Raw genomic sequence first — 18,520 nt, 5'->3', positions numbered from 1 at the left:
GCAAGGCGCCGTTTGCGCCATGATGGCGGGCGGGCCGGCGCAGGCTGTAGATTGTCGGCTGGCGCTTGTTCTGGCGATTGATGTGTCGTCATCGGTGGACGAGGCCGAAGACCGTTTGCAGCGCAGCGGTCTGGCCGCCGCATTAATCTCGCCCGATGTGCAGGCCGCGTTTTTTGGCGCGGACCTGCCGGTGGCACTAGCGGTTTTTGAATGGAGCGGACGGTACAATCAGTCGCTGCTGGTCGACTGGCAGATGGTGACAGGCCCTGAAACGCTGCAGGATATCGCCCTTGCGATCCAGCGGTCTGATCGCAGCGAAATCGAATTTCCTACCGCCATGGGTTATGCGCTGGGATATGGCGCGGGCCTGCTGCGGCGCGGCCCGACTTGCCTGTTTCGCACGCTGGATATGGCGGGGGATGGCGTCAACAACGAAGGGTTCATGCCCGATACGGCCTATGGCGCGTTCCCGTTCGAGGGCGTCACCGTGAATGGTCTGGTGATCGCCACGCCGGACACGTCGGACGGGCAGGACGTGATCCGGTTCTATCAGGATCAGGTTCTGCGTGGTCCGGGGGCGTTTCTGGAACAGGCGCACAGTTTTGAAGATTACAAGGACGCCATGCGGCGCAAGCTGGAACGCGAGGTTTCTGCCCGGACAATTGGCAATCTGTCAGCGCCTGCGCCAGACATTCCGGGGTGAACGGGGATGCGCCGTATCGTGTTTGCCGCTTTTGTTCTGGCGTTTTGGGGTCAGATGGCGGTGGCACAATGCCGGCAGGCACTGGCGCTGGCGCTGGATGTTTCGGGATCGGTGGATGCCCGGGAATACCGGTTGCAACTGGATGGACTGGCGGGCGCACTGTCGCATCCCGATGTGCGCGGCGCTTTGCTGGCGATGCCGTCGGCACCAGTGTCGCTGGCGATTTATGAATGGAGCGGCGCGCAGGATCAGCGCATGTTACTGGGCTGGACATATATCGAAAGTGACGCCCAGATTGACAGCATTGCCGCACGGTTGCGTTTAACGCAGCGCATCGTGTCCACACCGGGCACATCACTTGGCGAGACGATGCTGTTTGGCACTGATCTGCTGCGCCAGCAATCGACCTGCTGGAAACGGACACTTGATATTTCGGGCGATGGCAAATCGAATATCGGGCCGCACCCGCGCGCTGTATCGGACAGATTGCAGCGTGGCGGCATCACGATCAATGCGCTGGTGATCGGCGCGGATGCGCCAAAGATCAGCGATGCGCGCCAGGTCGATATTGCGGAAATCTCGTCCTATTTTCGCGCCTATGTGATCGTCGGGCCGGATGCGTTTGTGCAGACAGCGCTGGGGTTCGAGGATTTTGAAGACGCGATGGTGCGCAAGCTTTTGCGCGAATTGCAGGGTCTAGCCCTGTCCAGCCGGTAAGCCCTGCCCCCTGCCCTGTAGATTTAGTAAATGTAGCGGATCTGATCCGTTCAGTACCGTTCCATCCGTTTCAGGGACATCGTGATTTCTTCGATCCCATCAATGCCCAGCACGCCTTTGGTTTCAAGCCCGTCTGCATGTCGCGCAAACAATGCCCCGACAATATCGCGAATGTCACGCCCCTTGCGGGTCAGCCTGACGCGCACCGACCTGCGATCGATCTCGCATCGCTGGTGGTGCATATAGTCCATTTCCACCAGTTTCTTGACGTTTGTAACTTAGGAGAGGATATAGGGAGGGTAGATGACGATTGCTTTGGAGGCTTTCATATGCCCACGGATACGTGTCTGGCGAATGCATACAGTAATCATCATGACGTTCTACACGAAGGTGACGTTGGTTCTGTCGAGCGGGTCTATCTGCACGCCGTGGATACGCTGGGGTTGGTTCACGCGATTATTCTGAGAATTCAAGTATTTATGCTCCCGGTGTTTTCTTTGGTCTTGAGTGGCCACTAATTTGGAACTCATCAGGGAAGTAACCCGCACAACCACGCCGCCTTCAGCCGCCGTTAGTGACCGTTGCGGCGAAGGGGCGGTTTACGGACTTTGATATCTCAGGACGTCGATTTGAAAAATGGCCCACAGAAACGCAAAACCCCTGCTGTCAGCGGGCAACAGGGGTACATTTGTTCAGCATCGAGGAATGAAATGCATCATCCTTCGCGTTCCAATTTTTTGCGTGCCAACTTACGGGCACGGCGGATAGCTTCAGCTTTCTGGCGTGCGTTTTTCTCGGACGGCTTCTCGAAATGTTGCTTGAGCTTCATTTCACGGAAAACGCCTTCCCTCTGTAGCTTTTTTTTCAGAACCCGGAGGGCCTGATCGACATTGTTGTCACGAACGCTAACTTGCATGAGATTTGCACCACCTTTCTAGTTTGAAGTTGCAGTAATTTTCAGCAATTGGCCGAGCTAATTTTTTGGCTTCATCCGCCACTAACTTAGAAAGAGAAAGTAATCTCACCGGATTGCCCGCTGATGCTTTCTGCGTCGACAATTCCCGCCGCAATCATTTTTCCAAATGCGGCTTTGTTGATTTCGGTTGCAGCCTCCATCTTGGCTTGAGTGTCATATTTGGCGATAACAATGCCTTTGCCATCGCCCACTGAGATAACATCAATAAATTCCGCGCCAGCAGCTGCCACTTCTTCGCGTAAAGTTTCAGCGAACTCGACCATCTTGCTCATATCTCGTGATGTAAATTCGGTAAGTCTAAAAACTGGCATCTTTTTGAGCTCCTTGGCTTCTGTTTGAATGGTGAAGGTTACCAGTCTTTCCAATCCGGGCAAACAAAATCTGAGAACCTGTGGGTTTTCTACGCTTCATCTGCTTTTTGCCAAGGTCGCCAAGTCCGCAGTGCGGACCTCCACGCATGGCGCAACGAACGTCCGGAATCCGCCCGAGATATCAGTGGGCTTTCTAAAACAGTTGGAATTTCGCACTTGCAGCGAATTCACACTTTGTCCCGCACAATAGACGCTGCTCGAATTTTTGCGAATGGCTGCTCCAGGAAGAAGCTGACATTCGGACCTGAAATCGCCGTTTCGCTACCGCCAACTCCAGCTTTACCCCGAATAATAGGCATCTGAGCAAAAAAGTCGGATGACTGCGCGGAGCCCAGAGCGGTCCTTTCCTTGACGCCGTGAATATCCAGTACCGGTGGGCACCGGGCGACTTACATCATGTAGGGTATTGCCAGAGACTGCTTCGGGCCGCACTGTAGTTCGGGTAAAGCTTCCACATCGCAGCAAGGATTTCATCTGATGGCCCTCGAAATTATTGGCGCCGGCTTCGGGCGTACTGGCACGGACTCCCTCCGTGAAGCATTGGCGGTTCTCGGCTTCGGACCTTGCCACCACATGCATGAGATCCGGGACAATCCGGAGAAAGCGGGTCCATGGCATGATTATTTTTGTGGTGGGTCGCCGTTGGATCTCGACCTGTTGTTCGACGGCTATCGGTCGCAGGTCGACTGGCCTGGCGCCCATCTTTGGCGCGAGTCGGCTGAATACTACCCGAACGCGAAGGTAATCCTGTCGGTGCGTGATCCGGAGGGCTGGTATGCGTCCTACTCGAAAACGATCAAAGTTTTTCGCGAAACCGAAATGCCGCCGGAGGCGCCACATATGCGCCAAATCCAGGAGTTCGTGGATGTCTTTCTCGCCGACCGCTTCGACACCGAGGAACGGGCAATAAAAGACTTCGAGGCGCATGTTGCCGAGGTGAAGTCAGTGATCCCGGCGGACCGTCTTCTCGTATATGAACTGGGCTCAGGATGGGAGCCGCTCTGTGAGTTCCTCGGAGTATCTGTGCCGGATCAAAGCTATCCGCATACAAACGCCACGACAGACTTTCAGAAGCACAATATTGAACTGCAGAGATAGTCCGCAAAGCAGTCTGTCCGGTCGCGTCTGCGGCAGCTTGGTCCGCATTGCGTGAATTCGCCCCTGAGCTGATTTTGCGATCGCAGCGAATGTCGGCAATGTGGGCTGCAGATGCAGCATCGAACGGCAGTGGTCAACGGCAGCAAAGGGCCGAACGCAACGCTTGGACATCGAAACTTTCTGCTGATCTACCTAGAAGGCAAGGTTTTGACTCTTACAGATACTCGGGTCTCTCCCATAATTAAGACGGATAGCTGAGCCTTGAGTTTTCCATAAGTGCACCCCGGGTTACTCATTAGGATTTCGCCCCAAAAATCTCTGAGGGTATATATACGTGAGCCTTCCGCCAACTCCCCCGTGGCCCCCTCAGAAACCCCGCGAAACACTCAAGGGTGGCTGGGGGTATCTGGCTGGTAACGTGTACATAAATGCTATTTGTCACAAACATCTTGAGGTTATAGCTGACATTGCTGCCCTGATAGTAACCACGGCTTTTCAGCTCGCCCGCCGTCACCTCGTTTTCGCCGATATTGAACAGCAGCAGTGCCTGAACCGCGTTTATTTCCAGTACCCCGACGCGTTCGAATTCATCTTTCACCACATCAAGAAGCAGACGGTGAAGCCGTTCCACCAGCGCCAGCGCATCAAGGTATCCGGCCATGAAACCCTTGTTCTGGGTCATGCCAAGCTGTTGTTGCATACTCATTCCTATCTCCGACTCAAGGCAGTGCAACACCACCCTGACGAAGAAAACCCAACAATCCGTTAAGCCTGTTCAGGCTTGACGGATCAGTCCCTGGTTTGAAGAGTTTGCGCGATATCGTTCATCAACGCCGCATAAGGGGCCGGTGTTGCTACCTGCCCGGTCACCCATTGATAGAGGTCCTGATCGTTTTCGTTCAGCAGCGCATCAAAAAGCGACAGCCCCGCCTCGTCCATATGGGCAAGGTTGGCATCGGCAAATGCGGACAGGATCAGATCCATTTCCTTGATCCCGCGCCGCATTGACCGCATTTTCAGGCGTTTGAGCCGGTGTTCGGGCGTTTCGATCACGCGGCGCTTTCCAAAAGGGAACGGCGCAGTTTCTTTTCCAACCGGCCAAGCCGTTCGGCGGATTTTGTCATCTCGGATTTTACCGCGCGCAGTTCAACCAGAAGGTCCTGCATGTCCTCGGGCATGGTGTCGGTTTCGACGGGTCCGTCCAGGCCTTCGCCTTCGCCGTTGATCAGCCACATCATCGACACGTTCAGAATGCCCGCCAGCATCGAAAGACGGTTGGCGCGCGGTTCGGCCATGTCATCTTCCCATGTGCGCATGGTTGACTGCTTTACGCCCAGTCGTTTCGCCATTTGCGCCTGATCCATACCTGCGGCTTCGCGCGCGGCGGCCAGACGATCCCCAAAGGTGGCAAATTCCGGTCCGTAAAAGTTCGAGTTCATTTCACTCATTCTGCTCTCCTTTGCGTCGTATCACTCTAAGCGCTTGATCGGGATCAACGCGCCGCCTAAGCATGGGTTCGTCATAACCGAACCGAGGCCCCTATGGATTTCCTGTCTGCGACACTGTCACGTGTCAAACCGTCGCCCACAATCGCCGTTAGCACCAAAGCCCAGGAACTCAAGGCCGCAGGCCACGATGTGATCGGGCTGGGCGCGGGCGAACCCGATTTCGACACGCCGAAAAACATCGCGGAGGCCGGTATCGCCGCAATCCGTGCGGGCAAGACGCGGTATACAGCGCCTGACGGAATTATCGAGCTTAAACAGGCCATCTGCGCCAAATTGAAGCGTGACAACGGGCTTGACTACGTTCCCGCGCAGGTGAGTGTGGGCACAGGCGGTAAACAAATCCTTTATAATGCGCTGATGGCCACCCTAAATCCGGGGGACGAGGTGGTGATTCCCGCGCCCTACTGGGTCAGCTATCCCGATATGGTGCTTCTGGCTGGGGGCGAGCCTGTCGTGGCCGCCGCCACGCTTGAGGATGATTTCAAGCTGTCGCCTGCCGCGCTCGAGGCCGCGATTACCCCGAAAACGAAATGGTTCATCTTCAATTCCCCGTCCAATCCGACGGGTGCCGGGTATAGCCGTGCGGAATTGAAGGCGCTGACAGACGTGCTGTTGCGCCATCCCCATGTGTGGGTGATGACCGATGACATGTATGAACATCTGGCCTATGACGGGTTTGAATTCTGCACCCCTGCCCAGGTCGAACCCGCCCTTTATGACCGCACGCTGACCTGCAACGGCGTGTCCAAGGCCTATGCCATGACAGGCTGGCGTATCGGATATGCAGCAGGGCCGGAACATTTGATCGCGGCCATGCGCAAGATCCAGTCGCAAAGCACGTCCAACCCCTGCACTATTTCGCAATGGGCCGCGGTTGAGGCGCTGAACGGCCCGCATGATTTCATCGACAGCAACAACGCGGTTTTCAAACGCCGCCGCGATCTGGTCGTGTCGATGCTGCGCGAAATTGACGGGGTCGCCTGCCCAGTTCCGGAAGGGGCATTTTACGTCTATCCATCGATCGCCGGGCTGATCGGCAAGACCAGTGCCGCCGGAACGCTGATCGACACCGACGAAGCGTTTGCCACCGCGTTGCTGGAAGAAGCCGGAGTTGCCGTGGTGTTCGGTGCGGCATTCGGATTGTCACCGAATTTCCGGATCAGCTATGCCACGTCGGATGACACCCTGAAAGAAGCATGCACCCGCATCCAGACTTTTTGCAAAGGTTTGTCCTGACGCCGAACTTGACCCGTCGGCCAGCTTGATGTGGAACTAGGGGCGACCACCTGCTAGGTGTTCGCCACCATCAACCTGTTCAGGGGCCGCATCATGGCAAGCGAGTTGCCCGATTATTATTTCAGGGTGCGCGAAAACGGCGCTGTCGTGTTTCGTATCGACACCGAGAACCGCCAGCGCCGCATCGAAATGGATCAGATCGCTGTGCTCAATATCCGCAACGGCGAGGTAAAGCCGCACGGGGATCGCACCCTGTCGGATGAAGATCTGGCCATAATCCGGGACTGGATGGAAAAACGCGCCGCGGTTCTGGCGCATCGCGACATTGATGATATCCACCGCGCCGTCGACTACATGAACCTGACAACGCAATGGGCCCAGTCCAAGGCCAGCCCCGACCAGCTTGAGGCGGTCACAGACGATCTTTTGCTGGCCATGCATGATCTGCGGTCTGTTCTGGTGCGCAAGAAAGCCGACCGGTTGATGAAAGGGGATGCCGACGACTAGTCTATGTCGGTATCTGCGGCGCAGGAGCGGCCGAAACCCGCTTTAAAACGGCCTTTCCTTCGGCCACGCGCGATCCAGGCATTGCGTCCGGGCCATTTTTGCTTTGTTTTGTATCTGGCCGGGGGCGGCGACAAGGACAGCAAGAGTGCAGCCAGACTTCAGGAAACCGGCGTGGCACATCGCCTCTTATCCGCGCAGCGGCAGCAATCTTGTCCGCACCCTGCTTGAGACATTTTCCGGTCGTCCGACCATTGGCTGCCCCCAAAGCGGCAAAAAAGATTTGCCGATACATGCCCGCGCGGTGCAAGCGGGCCGGAACCCGATCGAAATCACCGATCAGGATCCCATTGGATACACATCGCATCGTCCAAGCCAGATCATGTTCCACCGCGCGCATGTGGATGCGCCGCTGGGATTTCTTTTTCTGACGCGCCGACCAAGTGCTGCGATTGCATCCAAGCTGCTGCAAGAACACCGACGTTTTGCCGCTTTATCGCCCCTGAAACAGCGCCGGCTGATCGAGACCGAAATCGACAGCTATCTTGGGCTGATGACATTTTTTGCGTCGGAACCTTCGGCCACCAAACATCATCTTCGGTTTGAGGATCTGGTGTCCGGGTCATGGCAGGACGCGCATCTGGCCGAAACACTGGGCCAGTTGTCCGGCGTGCACGATGATCAAGATATCAAGGTGCCGCCGGTTTCATGCCCGAAATCGGCCGGGCAGGATGATCTGAAATCGGGCATTGCCGAACGGGTCGCGCGCGTGTTGACCTATGATGACGTGATGGAAATCATCATCCACAATTCGTGAATTCAACCGCGCAAACGGTGCATTGTGGGCCCCCAGAACCGGACCATCAGCAGCACCGCCGCCACGGCAAGCCCGATCACAAGACCCAGCCAGACGCCGATTGCCCCCATCCCTGCGACAAAGCCCAGAACATAACTGCTTGGCATTCCGATGCCCCAATAGCTGAAGGCCGCAATGAACATCGGCACCCTTGTGTCCTGCACACCGCGCAACAGGCCCAGCGCGATCACCTGTGCGCCATCGACCAATTGGAACAGGGCCGCCATTGCCAACAATCCGACCCCGATGGCCAGTATCTGATCCCGCGCCGGTTCGCCCGCGTCCAGAAAACCGTCGATCAGGAATTCCGGAATGGCCAGAAACACCAGAACCGTCAGCGCCGACATGCCAAGGGACAGGACAATAGCAGTGCGCCCGCCGCGGGCCATATGATCCACATCGCGGCGGCCATAGGCATTGCCCGCACGGATCGTGGCCGCGTTGCTGATCCCCAGATGCACCATAAAGGTGCCACTGGCCAATGTGATGGCGATGCCGTGCGCCGCCAGCGGTATTGTACCCAGCCACCCCATCATCAGCGCGCTGGCCACAAACAGCCCGGTTTCGGCAAGGCTGGTCAGGCTGATCGGCCATCCGAGGTTGAAGACGCGGGAAAACATTTCCGGATCAAGCCGCCACAGGCGCTGGAACAGGTGATGATCGGGCAAGGCACGCACGGCATACCAGACAACGCCGACCAGCCCGATGATCTGCGTGATCACCGACGCAATTGCAGCCCCCTGAAGACCCAGTTCAGGGGCGCCCCAGTTGCCAAAGATCAGCGCATAATTGGCCAGACCGTTTGCAATGGCCGACAGCAGCGAAATCCACAGCACGATCTGTGTCCGCTCCAGCGCGGCCAGATAGGATTTTATCACCATCACCAGCAGGGCCGGCACGATCCCCCAGCCTGCGATACGCAAATACCCCTGCGCAGCCATCGCCAGTTCCGGGTCTTGCCCCAGCGCCTGCAAGATCGGTGAAGACCACCAGAAAACCGGCAGGGCGCAAGCGGCAAAGATCATCGACAGCCACATGCCCATGCGGGTCGCACGGCGCAGGCTGATTTCATCGCCCTCCGCGTGAAAGCTGGCCACCATCGGCATGACGGCCCATGCAAATCCACCCCCCATAATGAACAGGGTGAAAAAGACGCTGCCCGCCAAGGTCACCGCCGCTAGGGCCGTGGCCCCATACCAGCCCAGCATCACGGTATCGGTCAGCCCGATGGCGAACTGCGCAAGATGGCCGCCGATCAAAGGCAGGCCAAGCACGCTTAATGCGCGCGTGTGCAGGGCATAGCTCATCCTGGGTGTGGAATGATGGGATAGAGACGTCATGGCCAACGCTTAGGCCGATTGGCCTGCCCCGGCAAGGCCGCAACCGGATCAGATCAGACGCAGCAGGATTTGAAAGGCAAGGGTTGCAACAACAGCACCCGCCAGCATCTCAAGCACCGCCATCGCGCGCAGGGCCGTTGTGCCCTGCATCTGTGCCAGCGTGCCTTCACGCAGGAAAGTCGCGGCAAAGGCCACGGCCAGCGTGACGCTGGCCGTTCCCAGCCCCATGGCAAACGCACCCGCAATACCGGCGGCGGCAATGCCCATCTGCCATGTCAGGATCAGCACGAACAGCGCACCGGTGCAGGGGCGGATCGCGATCGCCCCGATCAGAATGGCCGCATCACGCCATGTGGTGATCTGGGTCACATCTTCGGGTGTGGGTGCATGTTTGTGCCCGCATGTGTGGCAGTTGTCGTGCGCATGCGTAACGTGGCTGGTCGGGCGCACCGCGCGGAACCGTTTTATTCCGCGCAGCAACAGCCACAGGCCAACCAGCGCAATCGCACCATAGCTGAGCGGCGCAAACAGGGATTCTGCGGCCCCTGTCAGCGCCTCGCGGCCCATGCCCAGAACCCAGACGCCGGAATAGACAAGGATAACAGCCGTTGCCGCCTGCGCCAGCGACGACATGATGGCCAGCGCCCCCAGTCGAAGAGCGGAAACCCGGCGTGCAACGCCATATCCGCCGATCACCAGCTTGCCGTGGCCAGGCCCCGCCGCGTGAAAAAAGCCATAGGCAAAACACAGGCCCAGCAAAACAGACCACGCCCCCGCATCACCGGCGCGCACGGCGCGCAACGCCCCCGCCAGCGCGTTTTGCGCATCCCGTTGTCCGACCGCCGCCCAGCGCGTGACATCGGCCATGCCACCCATCGGCCAAAGCCATATCGCCAGCGCGGCAATTGCGGCCAAACCCACCCAGATCAATTTGCGCATGACACGACCACCGTGCTGGCAAAGGCTTCGCCAACTTCGGGATAGGCATCTTCATCGGCGTCTGCCGCCATTTCACCAACCAGTTTTTCGGTCAGCGCAAAGGCAGCATCCAGATCGGCCTCTTGGATTTGCGTGCTGCATCCACCGCTTACTGTCACGGATTTCAGATCATAGGCGGTGTAGAACGTGGGATCATAGGCGCGTATTGTCACCGCATCCGCCGGCACAGGATCGACCGATCTGTAATGCACGGTACGTATCCGCGCATTCACAACTGTGGTTTCGCGCGGTTGCGGCGGCCCCAACACGATGTTCTCCTGATCGGTGCGAAGGTACAAATCACCTTCATATCCTTCGATCCAGTTCATGTCGAAACCGGCAAGGCGAGCCTCTTCCTCGGGGTTCAAACGCCCGTCATCATCCGGGTCCAGCCCCATATCTTCAAACAAAAGCAGGGAATACAGATCGTCATATTCCCATACCAGTTCAACACCGGTCAGCATGCCGTTGTCATCCACCTGAACCCGCAATTCGGTATCGACAAAAACATGCGGATGCGCGGCCGCACAAGCAGGCCCCAACAACATTGCACACAAGATCAGAACGCGTTCCATGGAAGACATCTAATCTGTAATTTGCAGTGTCACAACGTGGCGCGGGCGTGATTTCGGGCCATTGGCTGGCGCGAAGGCATGTTTTCGCCAAGGCCGGTCAGATGCACAGCGGGTTTTCCGCATTCTTTCTGCCGGCGCAGGCTGTCGCGCGAACTGCCGATGCCCGGCACAACGCCTTTGCCGTGTTCCAACCGGCGCTTAGGCCTTGGCAGTCTGTGCTTTGGCCGGTTCGGCATTTTTCCTGCGGCGCTGACCCGGATGCTGCGCCGTGCCCAGAATCTGGTCTGCGTTGTGCACAACATGGTTGGCGTGCCCCACGATCAGCGGATCGGGCTGTCCGACAAGATCATAGTCTTTGCCCGGGTATTCCAGCGACGCCAGAAAATGGGTCATACAGGCCAGACGCGCGCGTTTCTTGTCATTCGATTTGATGATCGTCCACGGTGCATCGGCGGTATCCGTGTAAAAGAACATGGCTTCCTTGGCCTGGGTGTAATCATCCCATTTGTCCAGCGACGCCTTGTCAATCGGGCTAAGCTTCCAGCGCTTTAACGGGTCGGTGGCGCGACTGTCAAAACGTGCCTTTTGTTCCCTTTGCGTCACTGAAAACCAGTATTTGTAAAGTTTGATGCCCGACCGCACCAGCATCCGTTCCAAATCCGGGGTCTGGCGCATGAATTCCAGATATTCGCCGGGTTCGCAGAATTCCATCACGCGTTCCACGCCCGCCCGGTTGTACCAGCTGCGATCATAAAGCACCATTTCACCGGACGTGGGCAGATGTTCGATATAGCGCTGGAAATACCACTGGCCGCGTTCTTCTTCGGTGGGTTTGTTCAGCGCGACAACGCGGGCAGCCCGCGGGTTCAGGTGTTCGGTAAACCGTTTGATCGTCCCGCCCTTGCCTGCGGCATCACGGCCTTCGAACAACAGAACGAACTTCTGGCCGGTTTCCTGCGCCCATAACTGCACCTTCAAAAGTTCGGCCTGCAACAACGCCTTGCGGGCTTCGTATGTGCGGCGCGACATGCGTGTCGTATAAGGGTAACGCCCGCTTTCAAATGCTTGACGGATTTTATCGGGCGAAGGAGCGTGTTCCACAATTTCCTTCGCCTCAGGCTTTGCCTTGGTGTCGATTTCTGCTGTTTTGGTGGCCGTTGATGTGACTGTCATACAATAATTTCCCGCTTTTGAACTCGGGCAGATTGTAATTCCACCGCGTTGGCCTGTCCTTGATCCCTGTCAAACTAAGCGATCAAAACCCTTGCGCACCAAAGCGGCCTGTGTGCCTTCTGTACCCGTAAGCCGGGGAATTGCGCCCGACAGGAGTATGCCGTGACTGCGAAAACACCCAAATCGGCCATGGTTGCCGCCATGCTTGGCACAGCGCTGGGACAGGCCGCACTGGCGGAGAACCAGATCAGCATGGTGCGTTCGGACGCTCCGGAACTGGCAGCGTTTGGCGATTATACCGTCGGCGTTCAAACCCGCAGGTTCGTACATGCCGATCAGGTCGACATCATAAACACGACAGCCAGTGAAACGCCGCGTTATGACCGCCCCCTGACGGTGGAAATCTGGTATCCGGCACGTTCGGGTACGCCGCAAGGCGGCACCTATCGCGCCATCCTGCGCGACGGCAAAACCGAAGTGACGCTAAGCGGGCGCGCCGCACGGGATGCGCCGCCCCATACCGGCGATGCGTTTCCGCTGATCGTGATCAGCCACGGCTACCCCGGAAACCGGTTTCTGATGTCACATCTGGGCGAAAACCTTGCGTCCAAAGGCTATGTCACGGTGTCCATTGATCACACCGACAGCACCTATTCCGATCAGGGGGCGTTCGGATCGACGCTTTATCATCGCCCGCTGGACCAGAGGTTCGTGATCGATCAGATGGCCGGTCTTGATGGCCCGCTGGGCGATATTGTGGATGCTGGCAATACGGCTGTCATCGGGTTTTCCATGGGCGGGTATGGCGCGCTGGTTTACGGTGGCGCCGGCATCACCCCTGCCGCTGTCGAAGCAAGCTGGAGCGCACCGAACGCCCTGCTTGAACGTCATCTGTCAGGCAGCGAAAGCCACGAGGCGCTGATAGATGCCCGCGTCAAGGCCATTGTGGCGATTGGCCCGTGGGGCATGAATGCCGATATCTGGGACGATGTCGGACTGGCCGGATTGCAAAAGCCCCTGCTGCTGATTGCAGGGTCTGTCGATGATGTTTCGGTCTATGCCGCGATCCGGCAGATTTTTGACGAAACGGTTGGAACGGAACGTCATCTGCTGACCTTCGAGAACGCCAACCACAATGCGGCCGCGCCGATCCCCGCCCCGGTTGAAAGCTGGGCGCCGGTCGACAATCTGGAGTTTGCCCCGGCCGAACATTACAGCGATCCTGTCTGGGACACTGTGCGCATGAACAATATCGCACAGCACTTCACCACGGCCTTTCTGGATATCCACCTGAAACAGGATGTGTCGCGGGCGCGCTTTCTTGATCTGGTTCCGCAGTCTTCCAATGGCGTGTTTGCGCTGGATGATGCCGGCAAGGAAACTGCCGATCACACCTATTGGGCGGGATTTCCCGCGCGCACCGCCGCCGGCTTGCGGTTTGAAACCAAAGCAAAGGACCAATAAAATGCATACTCAGGAACTGACCCTGAACGGCCACCCGTTTTTCATCCGTTCCTGGGGCAATCCGGAGCTGCCGACATTGCTGATGATGCACGGTTTTCCCGAATATGGCGGTGCGTGGGATACGCTGGCGCAGTTGTTGACGGATCGTTATCACTGTGTCGCGCCCGATATGCGCGGCTATGGCCAAAGCTGGACCCCGGAAGGCGTGGAAAACTATGCCGTACCCGAACTGGTCGGGGATATGGCGGCACTTGTCGGGCATTTGGGCGGCGGGCCTGTCACGGTTCTGGGACATGACTGGGGCGCAGCCGTGGCCTACGGGTTGGCGCTGTTCTGCCCTGATCTGGTTGAAAAACTGATCATCATGAACGGCGTGCATCCTGTGCCGTTCAGGCGTGAAGTGTCCGCAGGTGGCGCGCAGTCGCAGGCCTCGCAGTACATGAACCTGCTGCGCTCGGACGGGAGCGAAGACGTGCTGTCGGCGAACGGGTTCGCGGCCCTGTTGGGGTTCATGAACGAAACGATGGATATGGCGTGGCTGACACCTGAAAAACAGGCAGACTACATCACCGAATGGTCGCGCCCCGGGCGGTTCAACGCCATGCTGAACTGGTATCGGGCGGCGCCGTTCAAAGTGGCCGATCCGGGCGTGCCGGTGACTGACATCCCGCAATTGCCGCCCGAAACGATGCAGGTCCACTGCCCTCATCTGCTGATCTGGGGAGTCAATGACACCGCCCTGCTTGAGGTTTCAACCGAAGGGCTGGAAGAGTTTGCCGCCGATCTGACGCGCGTGCGGATCGAAGGTGCGGATCACTGGCTGCACCATCAGAAACCCGCCGAAGTGGCCCGCGCCATTCTGGACTGGAATTAGGCCGCAGGTCTGGGGCGTATGGACACCGGCGTTTCTCCGTAATGTTTCTTGAACGCGCGCGCGAACCCTTCGGGTGAATGATAGCCATAGCGGCGCGCGATGCTGTCCACCCTGTCGCCGCGCAGCACGTCCTGGCGCGCCAGTGTCAGACGCCAGCGCCGCAGATAGGCCGCCGGCGTTTCACCCACCATTTTCAGAAACATGCCCGCGAACCGGCTGAGCGACAGGCCGGCGATCTGCGCCAGATCCTCGTTGCGCCAATCGCGGCCCGGTGTGTCGTGCATGGCGACAATGGCGCGGCTAAGCCGCGGGTCTGACAAACCCGCAAGCAGACCGGTGCGGGTGGTGCCCGCCTCGATCTGGGCGCGCAACAGGCGCACGATCAGCACCTCGCCCAAACGGTTAACGACCGAACCCGATCCGCAGCGTTGGCCCAGCAATTCCGATTGCATCAGCAGGATCAGGCCGGTAGTTTCCCGGTCCCCCGTCACGTCCAGTTCCACAAGCTCCGGCAGCGCGGCCACCAGCGGGTTTGCCGCACCGCCCCAATCCACCTCGGCCGACAACAGAACCGATTGAACCGGCATATCATCCAGATTGGCCTGCGGCCCGAACCGCACCTTTGCCGGCGCGCCATCCGGCCCCGAAACGACCACCAGTGTCGCGTCCCGCACGGCGGCGGGGTGCACGCTCAGGCTAAAGCGGTCCATCAGGGTGGTCAGACGGTCAAAACGGCTCATTCAGGTGTTTCGGTTTGGTATTTTGCATTTTTCAGATGGTAATGCTGATATGTAGGGTAAAGCAACCCATATTCCCGAAAGGACACACGATGCTTATGCCCCGCCAGAAAACCCCCGATCTGACCCTTGAAACGCTGGATCATGGCACATTTGACCTGACCACCGATGGATCGGAACGGGGCACCGTGATCTGTTTCTATCGCGGGCTGCACTGTCCGATCTGCGCCACCTATCTGACCGAATTCCAAAAGCGGGTCGCCGATTTTGCGGATCGCGGCGTAAAAACCATCGCGATCAGTTCCGACGGGCAGGAGCGCACCCGCGCGATGGCGGACAAGATCGGCGCCGATACCTTGCGCTTTGCCTATGATCTGCCCTTGGCCAAAGCGCGTGAATGGGGCCTTTATATCTCGACCTCGCGGGGCACCACATCGATCGGCATCGAAGAACCGGCGCTGTTTGCCGAACCCGGCCTGTTCATGGTGACGCCGGAACAGACGCTCTATTACGGATCGGTGCAGACCATGCCGTTTGTGCGCCCGCATTTTTCGGAACTGGTTGGTGCGCTCGATTTCGCAATCAAGAACAACTATCCGGCGCGCGGCGAATACACCGGCGCCGTTTAAACCGGCCTAGGCATGGCTCCAGTCGTCCGGATCTTGCGAATTTCCGGGCGACAGGCCAATCACATCGCCATCCGTCGAACAGCCCAGCCCCAGAACCGTGCGATTTGCATAGGAAAAATAGGCGCAAACCTGATTGATTTCCAGAATCTGGCCATCATCAAAGCCCGCGGCGCGCAGGTTTTCGATATCGTCTTTTTGCAGGGCGGCGGGGTCTTGCGTTAACATCTGCGCATAGCGCATTGCCGCCTTCTGGCTGTCATCCAAAGGCACGGCATCCACATCGCGCGCTTCAATCGCCGCGCGAATGGCATCGGCGCGCGGATCATCCCCCAAAAGCCGCTTCATCCCCGCAAAATGGTGTTCCACGCAGTAATTGCAGGTGTTCAGCGCGCTGACCCAGACGCCCAGAACCTCAAGAAACCACTTGGGAATGGTATTTCCAGAATGGTGCAGCACATATTTGTAGATCGCCATGTGCCCCTCCATCGTGTGGGGGCGCAGGGAATGCAGCATCATGATATTGTCGACATTGTTGTCGGGGCCGGTCACCCGCTGGTACAGCGTTTTGAGTTTGCCAGTGGCGGTGTCAAACGGAATGGTGGCGATCCAGCTCATCTTGCGTCTTTCTGTTCTGGTATTGGTTGCTTTCACCCTCACATGAATTTCCGGGGCAGGAAAGCTGCACCCTTGCCTGTTTTTCCCGCCCCGCATACCCGAGTGTCGTGCAGGTTCACCCTTTCCCATCGCCCCGCGCGCTGCCATAATGGCGCAAACAAACAAGAACTGAGCAGCGGTATGAACGATCTCCTTTCCGGCCAGCCGGACCCGAAACACTATGATGCCTCTTCGATCGAGGTTCTGGAAGGTCTGGAACCGGTGCGCAAACGTCCGGGCATGTATATCGGCGGCACCGATGAACGCGCGCTGCACCATCTGGTGGCCGAAGTTCTGGACAACTCTATGGACGAAGCGGTGGCCGGACACGCCACCCGGATCGAAGTGGAACTGCTGGAAGACTATTCGGTGATGATCCGCGACAACGGGCGTGGCATTCCGATTGATCCACACCCCAAATTCCCCGACAAATCCGCGCTTGAGGTGATCCTTTGCACGCTGCATGCGGGGGGCAAGTTTTCGGGTGATGCCTATGAAACTTCGGGCGGCCTGCACGGTGTGGGCGCATCCGTGGTCAACGCGCTGAGCGACAGCATGGTGGTGCAGGTCGCGCGCAACAAGGATCTTTACGAACAACGCTTTTCCCGCGGTATCCCGCTGGGACCGGTGCAAAAGATCGGCGCGGCCCCCAACCGGCGGGGCACAACCGTAACGTTCCACGCGGATGCCGATATTTTCGGCCACCACCGGTTCAAGCCGGCGCGCCTGTTCAAATCCATCCGTTCCAAGGCCTATCTGTTTTCAGGTGTCGAAATCCGCTGGAAATCCGCGATCGATGATGGCGAAACGCCGACCGAAGCGACGTTTCATTTTCCCGGTGGTCTGTCGGATTATCTGACCGAAACCCTGGGCAGTGCATCGACCTATGCCGACAAGCCGTTTTCCGGCACGGTGGATTTCAAGGAAAAATTCAACACCCCCGGCAAGGTGGAATGGGCGATCAACTGGACGCCATCGCGTGACGGGTTCATCCAGTCCTATTGCAACACCGTGCCCACACCCGAAGGCGGCACGCACGAGGCCGGGTTCTGGGCCGCGATCCTGAAAGGCATCCGCGCCTATGGCGAACTGGTCAGCAACCGCAAGGCAACGCAGATCAACCGTGACGATCTGATCACCGGCGGCTGCGCTCTGGTCAGCTGTTTTATCCGCGAGCCGGAATTTGTCGGCCAGACCAAAGACCGTCTTGCCACGGTCGAGGCACAGCGGCTGGTCGAAAATTCGGTGCGTGACCATTTTGACAACTGGCTGGCGGCCGATACCAAATCGGCGGGCGCAATTCTTGATTTTCTGGTGCTGCGCGCCGAAGAACGGTTGCGCCGGCGGCAGGAAAAGGAAACCCAGCGCAAAAGCGCCACGAAGAAACTGCGCCTGCCCGGCAAACTGACGGATTGTTCGTCAAACTCGCGCGAAGGCACAGAACTGTTCATCGTCGAAGGCGACAGCGCGGGCGGGTCAGCCAAAATGGCGCGGGACCGCAAGACACAGGCGCTGTTGCCGTTGCGTGGCAAAATTCTGAACGTGCTGGGCGCGGCTTCATCAAAACTGGGATCAAATCAGGAGATTTCCGATCTGACCCAAGCGCTTGGTGTTGGGCTGGGCAGCAAATTCAACGTTGATGATCTGCGCTATGACAAGGTGATCATCATGACGGATGCGGATGTTGACGGTGCCCATATCGCCGCGCTGCTGATGACCTTCTTTTTCACCCAGATGCGTCCGATGATCGATGCGGGGCATCTTTATCTGGCCTGCCCGCCCCTGTTCCGTCTGACGCAGGGGGCCAAGCGGGTCTATTGCCTGGACGAGGTTGAAAAGAACAAACATCTAGAGGCCGGACTGGGCGGCAAGGGCAAGATTGACGTGTCGCGATTCAAAGGCCTGGGCGAAATGGACGCGAAAGACCTGAAAGACACCACGATGAACCCTGAAACCCGCAAACTGATCCGCGTGTCGATTGACGAGGACGAACCGGGCGAAACCGGCGATCTGGTGGAACGTCTGATGGGCAAGAAGCCCGAAATGCGGTTCCAGTACATTCAGGAAAACGCGCGGTTTGTCGAAGAACTGGATGTCTAAGGGCGCGGCATTTCAACTGCCTGGCTA

Annotated in this window: 22 protein-coding genes and 1 pseudogene; 10 read left to right on the top strand and 13 right to left on the bottom strand. The window is 58.1% G+C overall.

What is annotated here, in order from left to right; genetic code table 11:
* Positions 1 to 19: 19 nt before the first annotated feature.
* Together C1J05_RS05270 and C1J05_RS05265 are read left to right on the top strand one after the other, a co-directional pair.
* Positions 20 to 703, top strand: a complete 684-nt coding sequence (locus C1J05_RS05270; RefSeq protein ID WP_114869334.1) for a DUF1194 domain-containing protein — start codon at positions 20 to 22, stop codon at positions 701 to 703.
* A 6-nt stretch (positions 704 to 709) separates the two neighbouring features.
* A complete protein-coding gene (locus tag C1J05_RS05265; protein ID WP_114869333.1) occupies positions 710 to 1,420 on the top strand; it encodes a DUF1194 domain-containing protein in 711 nt (236 codons plus the stop codon).
* 50 nt (positions 1,421 to 1,470) lie between these two features.
* Here the strand turns inward: C1J05_RS05265 and C1J05_RS05260 are convergent.
* The 3 genes and pseudogenes from C1J05_RS05260 to C1J05_RS05245 all read right to left on the bottom strand — a co-directional run.
* Positions 1,471 to 1,692 (bottom strand): annotated as a pseudogene (locus tag C1J05_RS05260) (MarR family transcriptional regulator); the annotation flags it as partial.
* Between the two features lie 443 nt (positions 1,693 to 2,135).
* Positions 2,136 to 2,336, bottom strand: a complete 201-nt coding sequence (gene rpsU, locus C1J05_RS05250) for a 30S ribosomal protein S21 (protein WP_114869331.1) — start codon at positions 2,334 to 2,336, stop codon at positions 2,136 to 2,138.
* Between the two features lie 86 nt (positions 2,337 to 2,422).
* Positions 2,423 to 2,707 (bottom strand): hypothetical protein, encoded by a 285-nt coding sequence (locus C1J05_RS05245; protein WP_162797923.1) that lies wholly within the window; start codon positions 2,705 to 2,707, stop codon positions 2,423 to 2,425.
* Positions 2,708 to 3,244: 537 nt separating this feature from the next.
* Between C1J05_RS05245 and C1J05_RS05240 the strand changes: the two genes are divergently transcribed.
* The gene (locus C1J05_RS05240) at positions 3,245 to 3,865 is read left to right on the top strand and encodes a sulfotransferase family protein (protein ID WP_114869329.1); all 621 of its coding nucleotides are present in this window, start codon (positions 3,245 to 3,247) and stop codon (positions 3,863 to 3,865) included.
* A 295-nt stretch (positions 3,866 to 4,160) separates the two neighbouring features.
* On the opposite strand, the gene C1J05_RS22230 is transcribed toward C1J05_RS05240, so the two are convergent.
* The 3 genes from C1J05_RS22230 to C1J05_RS05225 form a co-directional block, all read right to left on the bottom strand.
* On the bottom strand, positions 4,161 to 4,571 hold the full coding sequence (locus tag C1J05_RS22230) for a hypothetical protein (protein ID WP_254684710.1): 411 nt from the start codon (positions 4,569 to 4,571) through the stop codon (positions 4,161 to 4,163).
* Between the two features lie 83 nt (positions 4,572 to 4,654).
* Positions 4,655 to 4,918, bottom strand: coding sequence for a succinate dehydrogenase assembly factor 2 (locus C1J05_RS05230; RefSeq protein WP_114869328.1), 264 nt, complete (start codon positions 4,916 to 4,918; stop codon positions 4,655 to 4,657).
* Positions 4,915 to 5,313, bottom strand: a complete 399-nt coding sequence (locus C1J05_RS05225) for a helix-turn-helix domain-containing protein (RefSeq protein WP_114869327.1) — start codon at positions 5,311 to 5,313, stop codon at positions 4,915 to 4,917. Before C1J05_RS05225 ends, C1J05_RS05230 begins: the two co-directional genes overlap by 4 nt.
* A gap of 93 nt (positions 5,314 to 5,406) precedes the next feature.
* Here C1J05_RS05225 and C1J05_RS05220 point away from each other — a divergent pair, with 93 nt between their 5' ends.
* The 3 genes from C1J05_RS05220 to C1J05_RS05210 all read left to right on the top strand — a co-directional run bounded on the left by C1J05_RS05220 (position 5,407) and on the right by C1J05_RS05210 (position 7,930).
* A complete protein-coding gene (locus C1J05_RS05220; RefSeq protein ID WP_114869326.1) occupies positions 5,407 to 6,609 on the top strand; it encodes a pyridoxal phosphate-dependent aminotransferase in 1,203 nt (400 codons plus the stop codon).
* Between the two features lie 93 nt (positions 6,610 to 6,702).
* Positions 6,703 to 7,116 (top strand): hypothetical protein, encoded by a 414-nt coding sequence (locus C1J05_RS05215; RefSeq protein ID WP_114872129.1) that lies wholly within the window; start codon positions 6,703 to 6,705, stop codon positions 7,114 to 7,116.
* A 145-nt stretch (positions 7,117 to 7,261) separates the two neighbouring features.
* On the top strand, positions 7,262 to 7,930 hold the full coding sequence (locus C1J05_RS05210) for a hypothetical protein (RefSeq protein WP_114869325.1): 669 nt from the start codon (positions 7,262 to 7,264) through the stop codon (positions 7,928 to 7,930).
* A gap of 2 nt (positions 7,931 to 7,932) precedes the next feature.
* Here the strand turns inward: C1J05_RS05210 and C1J05_RS05205 are convergent, their stop codons facing one another.
* From C1J05_RS05205 to ppk2, 5 genes are read right to left on the bottom strand one after another with little or no spacing between them, the layout of a single operon-like run.
* Complete coding sequence (locus tag C1J05_RS05205; RefSeq protein ID WP_254684709.1) at positions 7,933 to 9,309, bottom strand: MATE family efflux transporter; 1,377 nt, start codon at positions 9,307 to 9,309, stop codon at positions 7,933 to 7,935.
* A gap of 48 nt (positions 9,310 to 9,357) precedes the next feature.
* Positions 9,358 to 10,248, bottom strand: coding sequence for a nickel/cobalt transporter (locus C1J05_RS05200; protein WP_114869323.1), 891 nt, complete (start codon positions 10,246 to 10,248; stop codon positions 9,358 to 9,360).
* Positions 10,236 to 10,862 (bottom strand): DUF1007 family protein, encoded by a 627-nt coding sequence (locus tag C1J05_RS05195; RefSeq protein WP_114869322.1) that lies wholly within the window; start codon positions 10,860 to 10,862, stop codon positions 10,236 to 10,238. Before C1J05_RS05195 ends, C1J05_RS05200 begins: the two co-directional genes overlap by 13 nt.
* A 29-nt stretch (positions 10,863 to 10,891) precedes the next feature.
* Positions 10,892 to 11,053 carry a hypothetical protein gene (locus C1J05_RS21320; protein ID WP_162797922.1) on the bottom strand — a complete coding sequence of 54 codons (162 nt, stop codon included), beginning with the start codon at positions 11,051 to 11,053 and terminating at the stop codon, positions 10,892 to 10,894.
* Positions 11,054 to 11,060: 7 nt separating this feature from the next.
* Complete coding sequence (gene ppk2 / locus C1J05_RS05190; protein WP_114869321.1) at positions 11,061 to 12,035, bottom strand: polyphosphate kinase 2; 975 nt, start codon at positions 12,033 to 12,035, stop codon at positions 11,061 to 11,063.
* Positions 12,036 to 12,224: 189 nt separating this feature from the next.
* Here ppk2 and C1J05_RS05185 point away from each other — a divergent pair, with 189 nt between their 5' ends.
* Positions 12,225 to 13,499: an alpha/beta hydrolase family protein gene (locus tag C1J05_RS05185; RefSeq protein ID WP_114872128.1), complete on the top strand. Its 1,275-nt coding sequence runs from the start codon at positions 12,225 to 12,227 to the stop codon at positions 13,497 to 13,499.
* Position 13,500: 1 nt separating this feature from the next.
* On the top strand, positions 13,501 to 14,373 hold the full coding sequence (locus C1J05_RS05180) for an alpha/beta fold hydrolase (protein ID WP_114869320.1): 873 nt from the start codon (positions 13,501 to 13,503) through the stop codon (positions 14,371 to 14,373).
* On the opposite strand, the gene C1J05_RS05175 is transcribed toward C1J05_RS05180, so the two are convergent.
* Positions 14,370 to 15,113, bottom strand: a complete 744-nt coding sequence (locus tag C1J05_RS05175) for an AraC family transcriptional regulator (RefSeq protein ID WP_205389076.1) — start codon at positions 15,111 to 15,113, stop codon at positions 14,370 to 14,372. The two genes, C1J05_RS05180 and C1J05_RS05175, sit on opposite strands and share 4 nt — an antisense overlap.
* Before the next feature lie 89 nt (positions 15,114 to 15,202).
* On the opposite strand from C1J05_RS05175, the gene C1J05_RS05170 reads away from it, so the two are divergent.
* A complete protein-coding gene (locus C1J05_RS05170; protein ID WP_114869319.1) occupies positions 15,203 to 15,739 on the top strand; it encodes a peroxiredoxin-like family protein in 537 nt (178 codons plus the stop codon).
* Between the two features lie 6 nt (positions 15,740 to 15,745).
* Here the strand turns inward: C1J05_RS05170 and C1J05_RS05165 are convergent, their stop codons facing one another.
* A complete protein-coding gene (locus C1J05_RS05165; RefSeq protein ID WP_114872126.1) occupies positions 15,746 to 16,354 on the bottom strand; it encodes a carboxymuconolactone decarboxylase family protein in 609 nt (202 codons plus the stop codon).
* Positions 16,355 to 16,534: 180 nt separating this feature from the next.
* Here C1J05_RS05165 and parE point away from each other — a divergent pair, with 180 nt between their 5' ends.
* Positions 16,535 to 18,493 (top strand): DNA topoisomerase IV subunit B, encoded by a 1,959-nt coding sequence (parE, locus tag C1J05_RS05160; protein ID WP_114869318.1) that lies wholly within the window; start codon positions 16,535 to 16,537, stop codon positions 18,491 to 18,493.
* The last annotated feature ends 27 nt before the right edge of the window (positions 18,494 to 18,520 follow it).

It is taken from the genome of Sulfitobacter sp. JL08 (assembly GCF_003352045.1).
Classification (GTDB): domain Bacteria; phylum Pseudomonadota; class Alphaproteobacteria; order Rhodobacterales; family Rhodobacteraceae; genus JL08.
The sequence above is the reverse complement of the archived record's forward strand: the minus strand, read 5'-3'. Positions and strand labels throughout refer to the sequence as shown.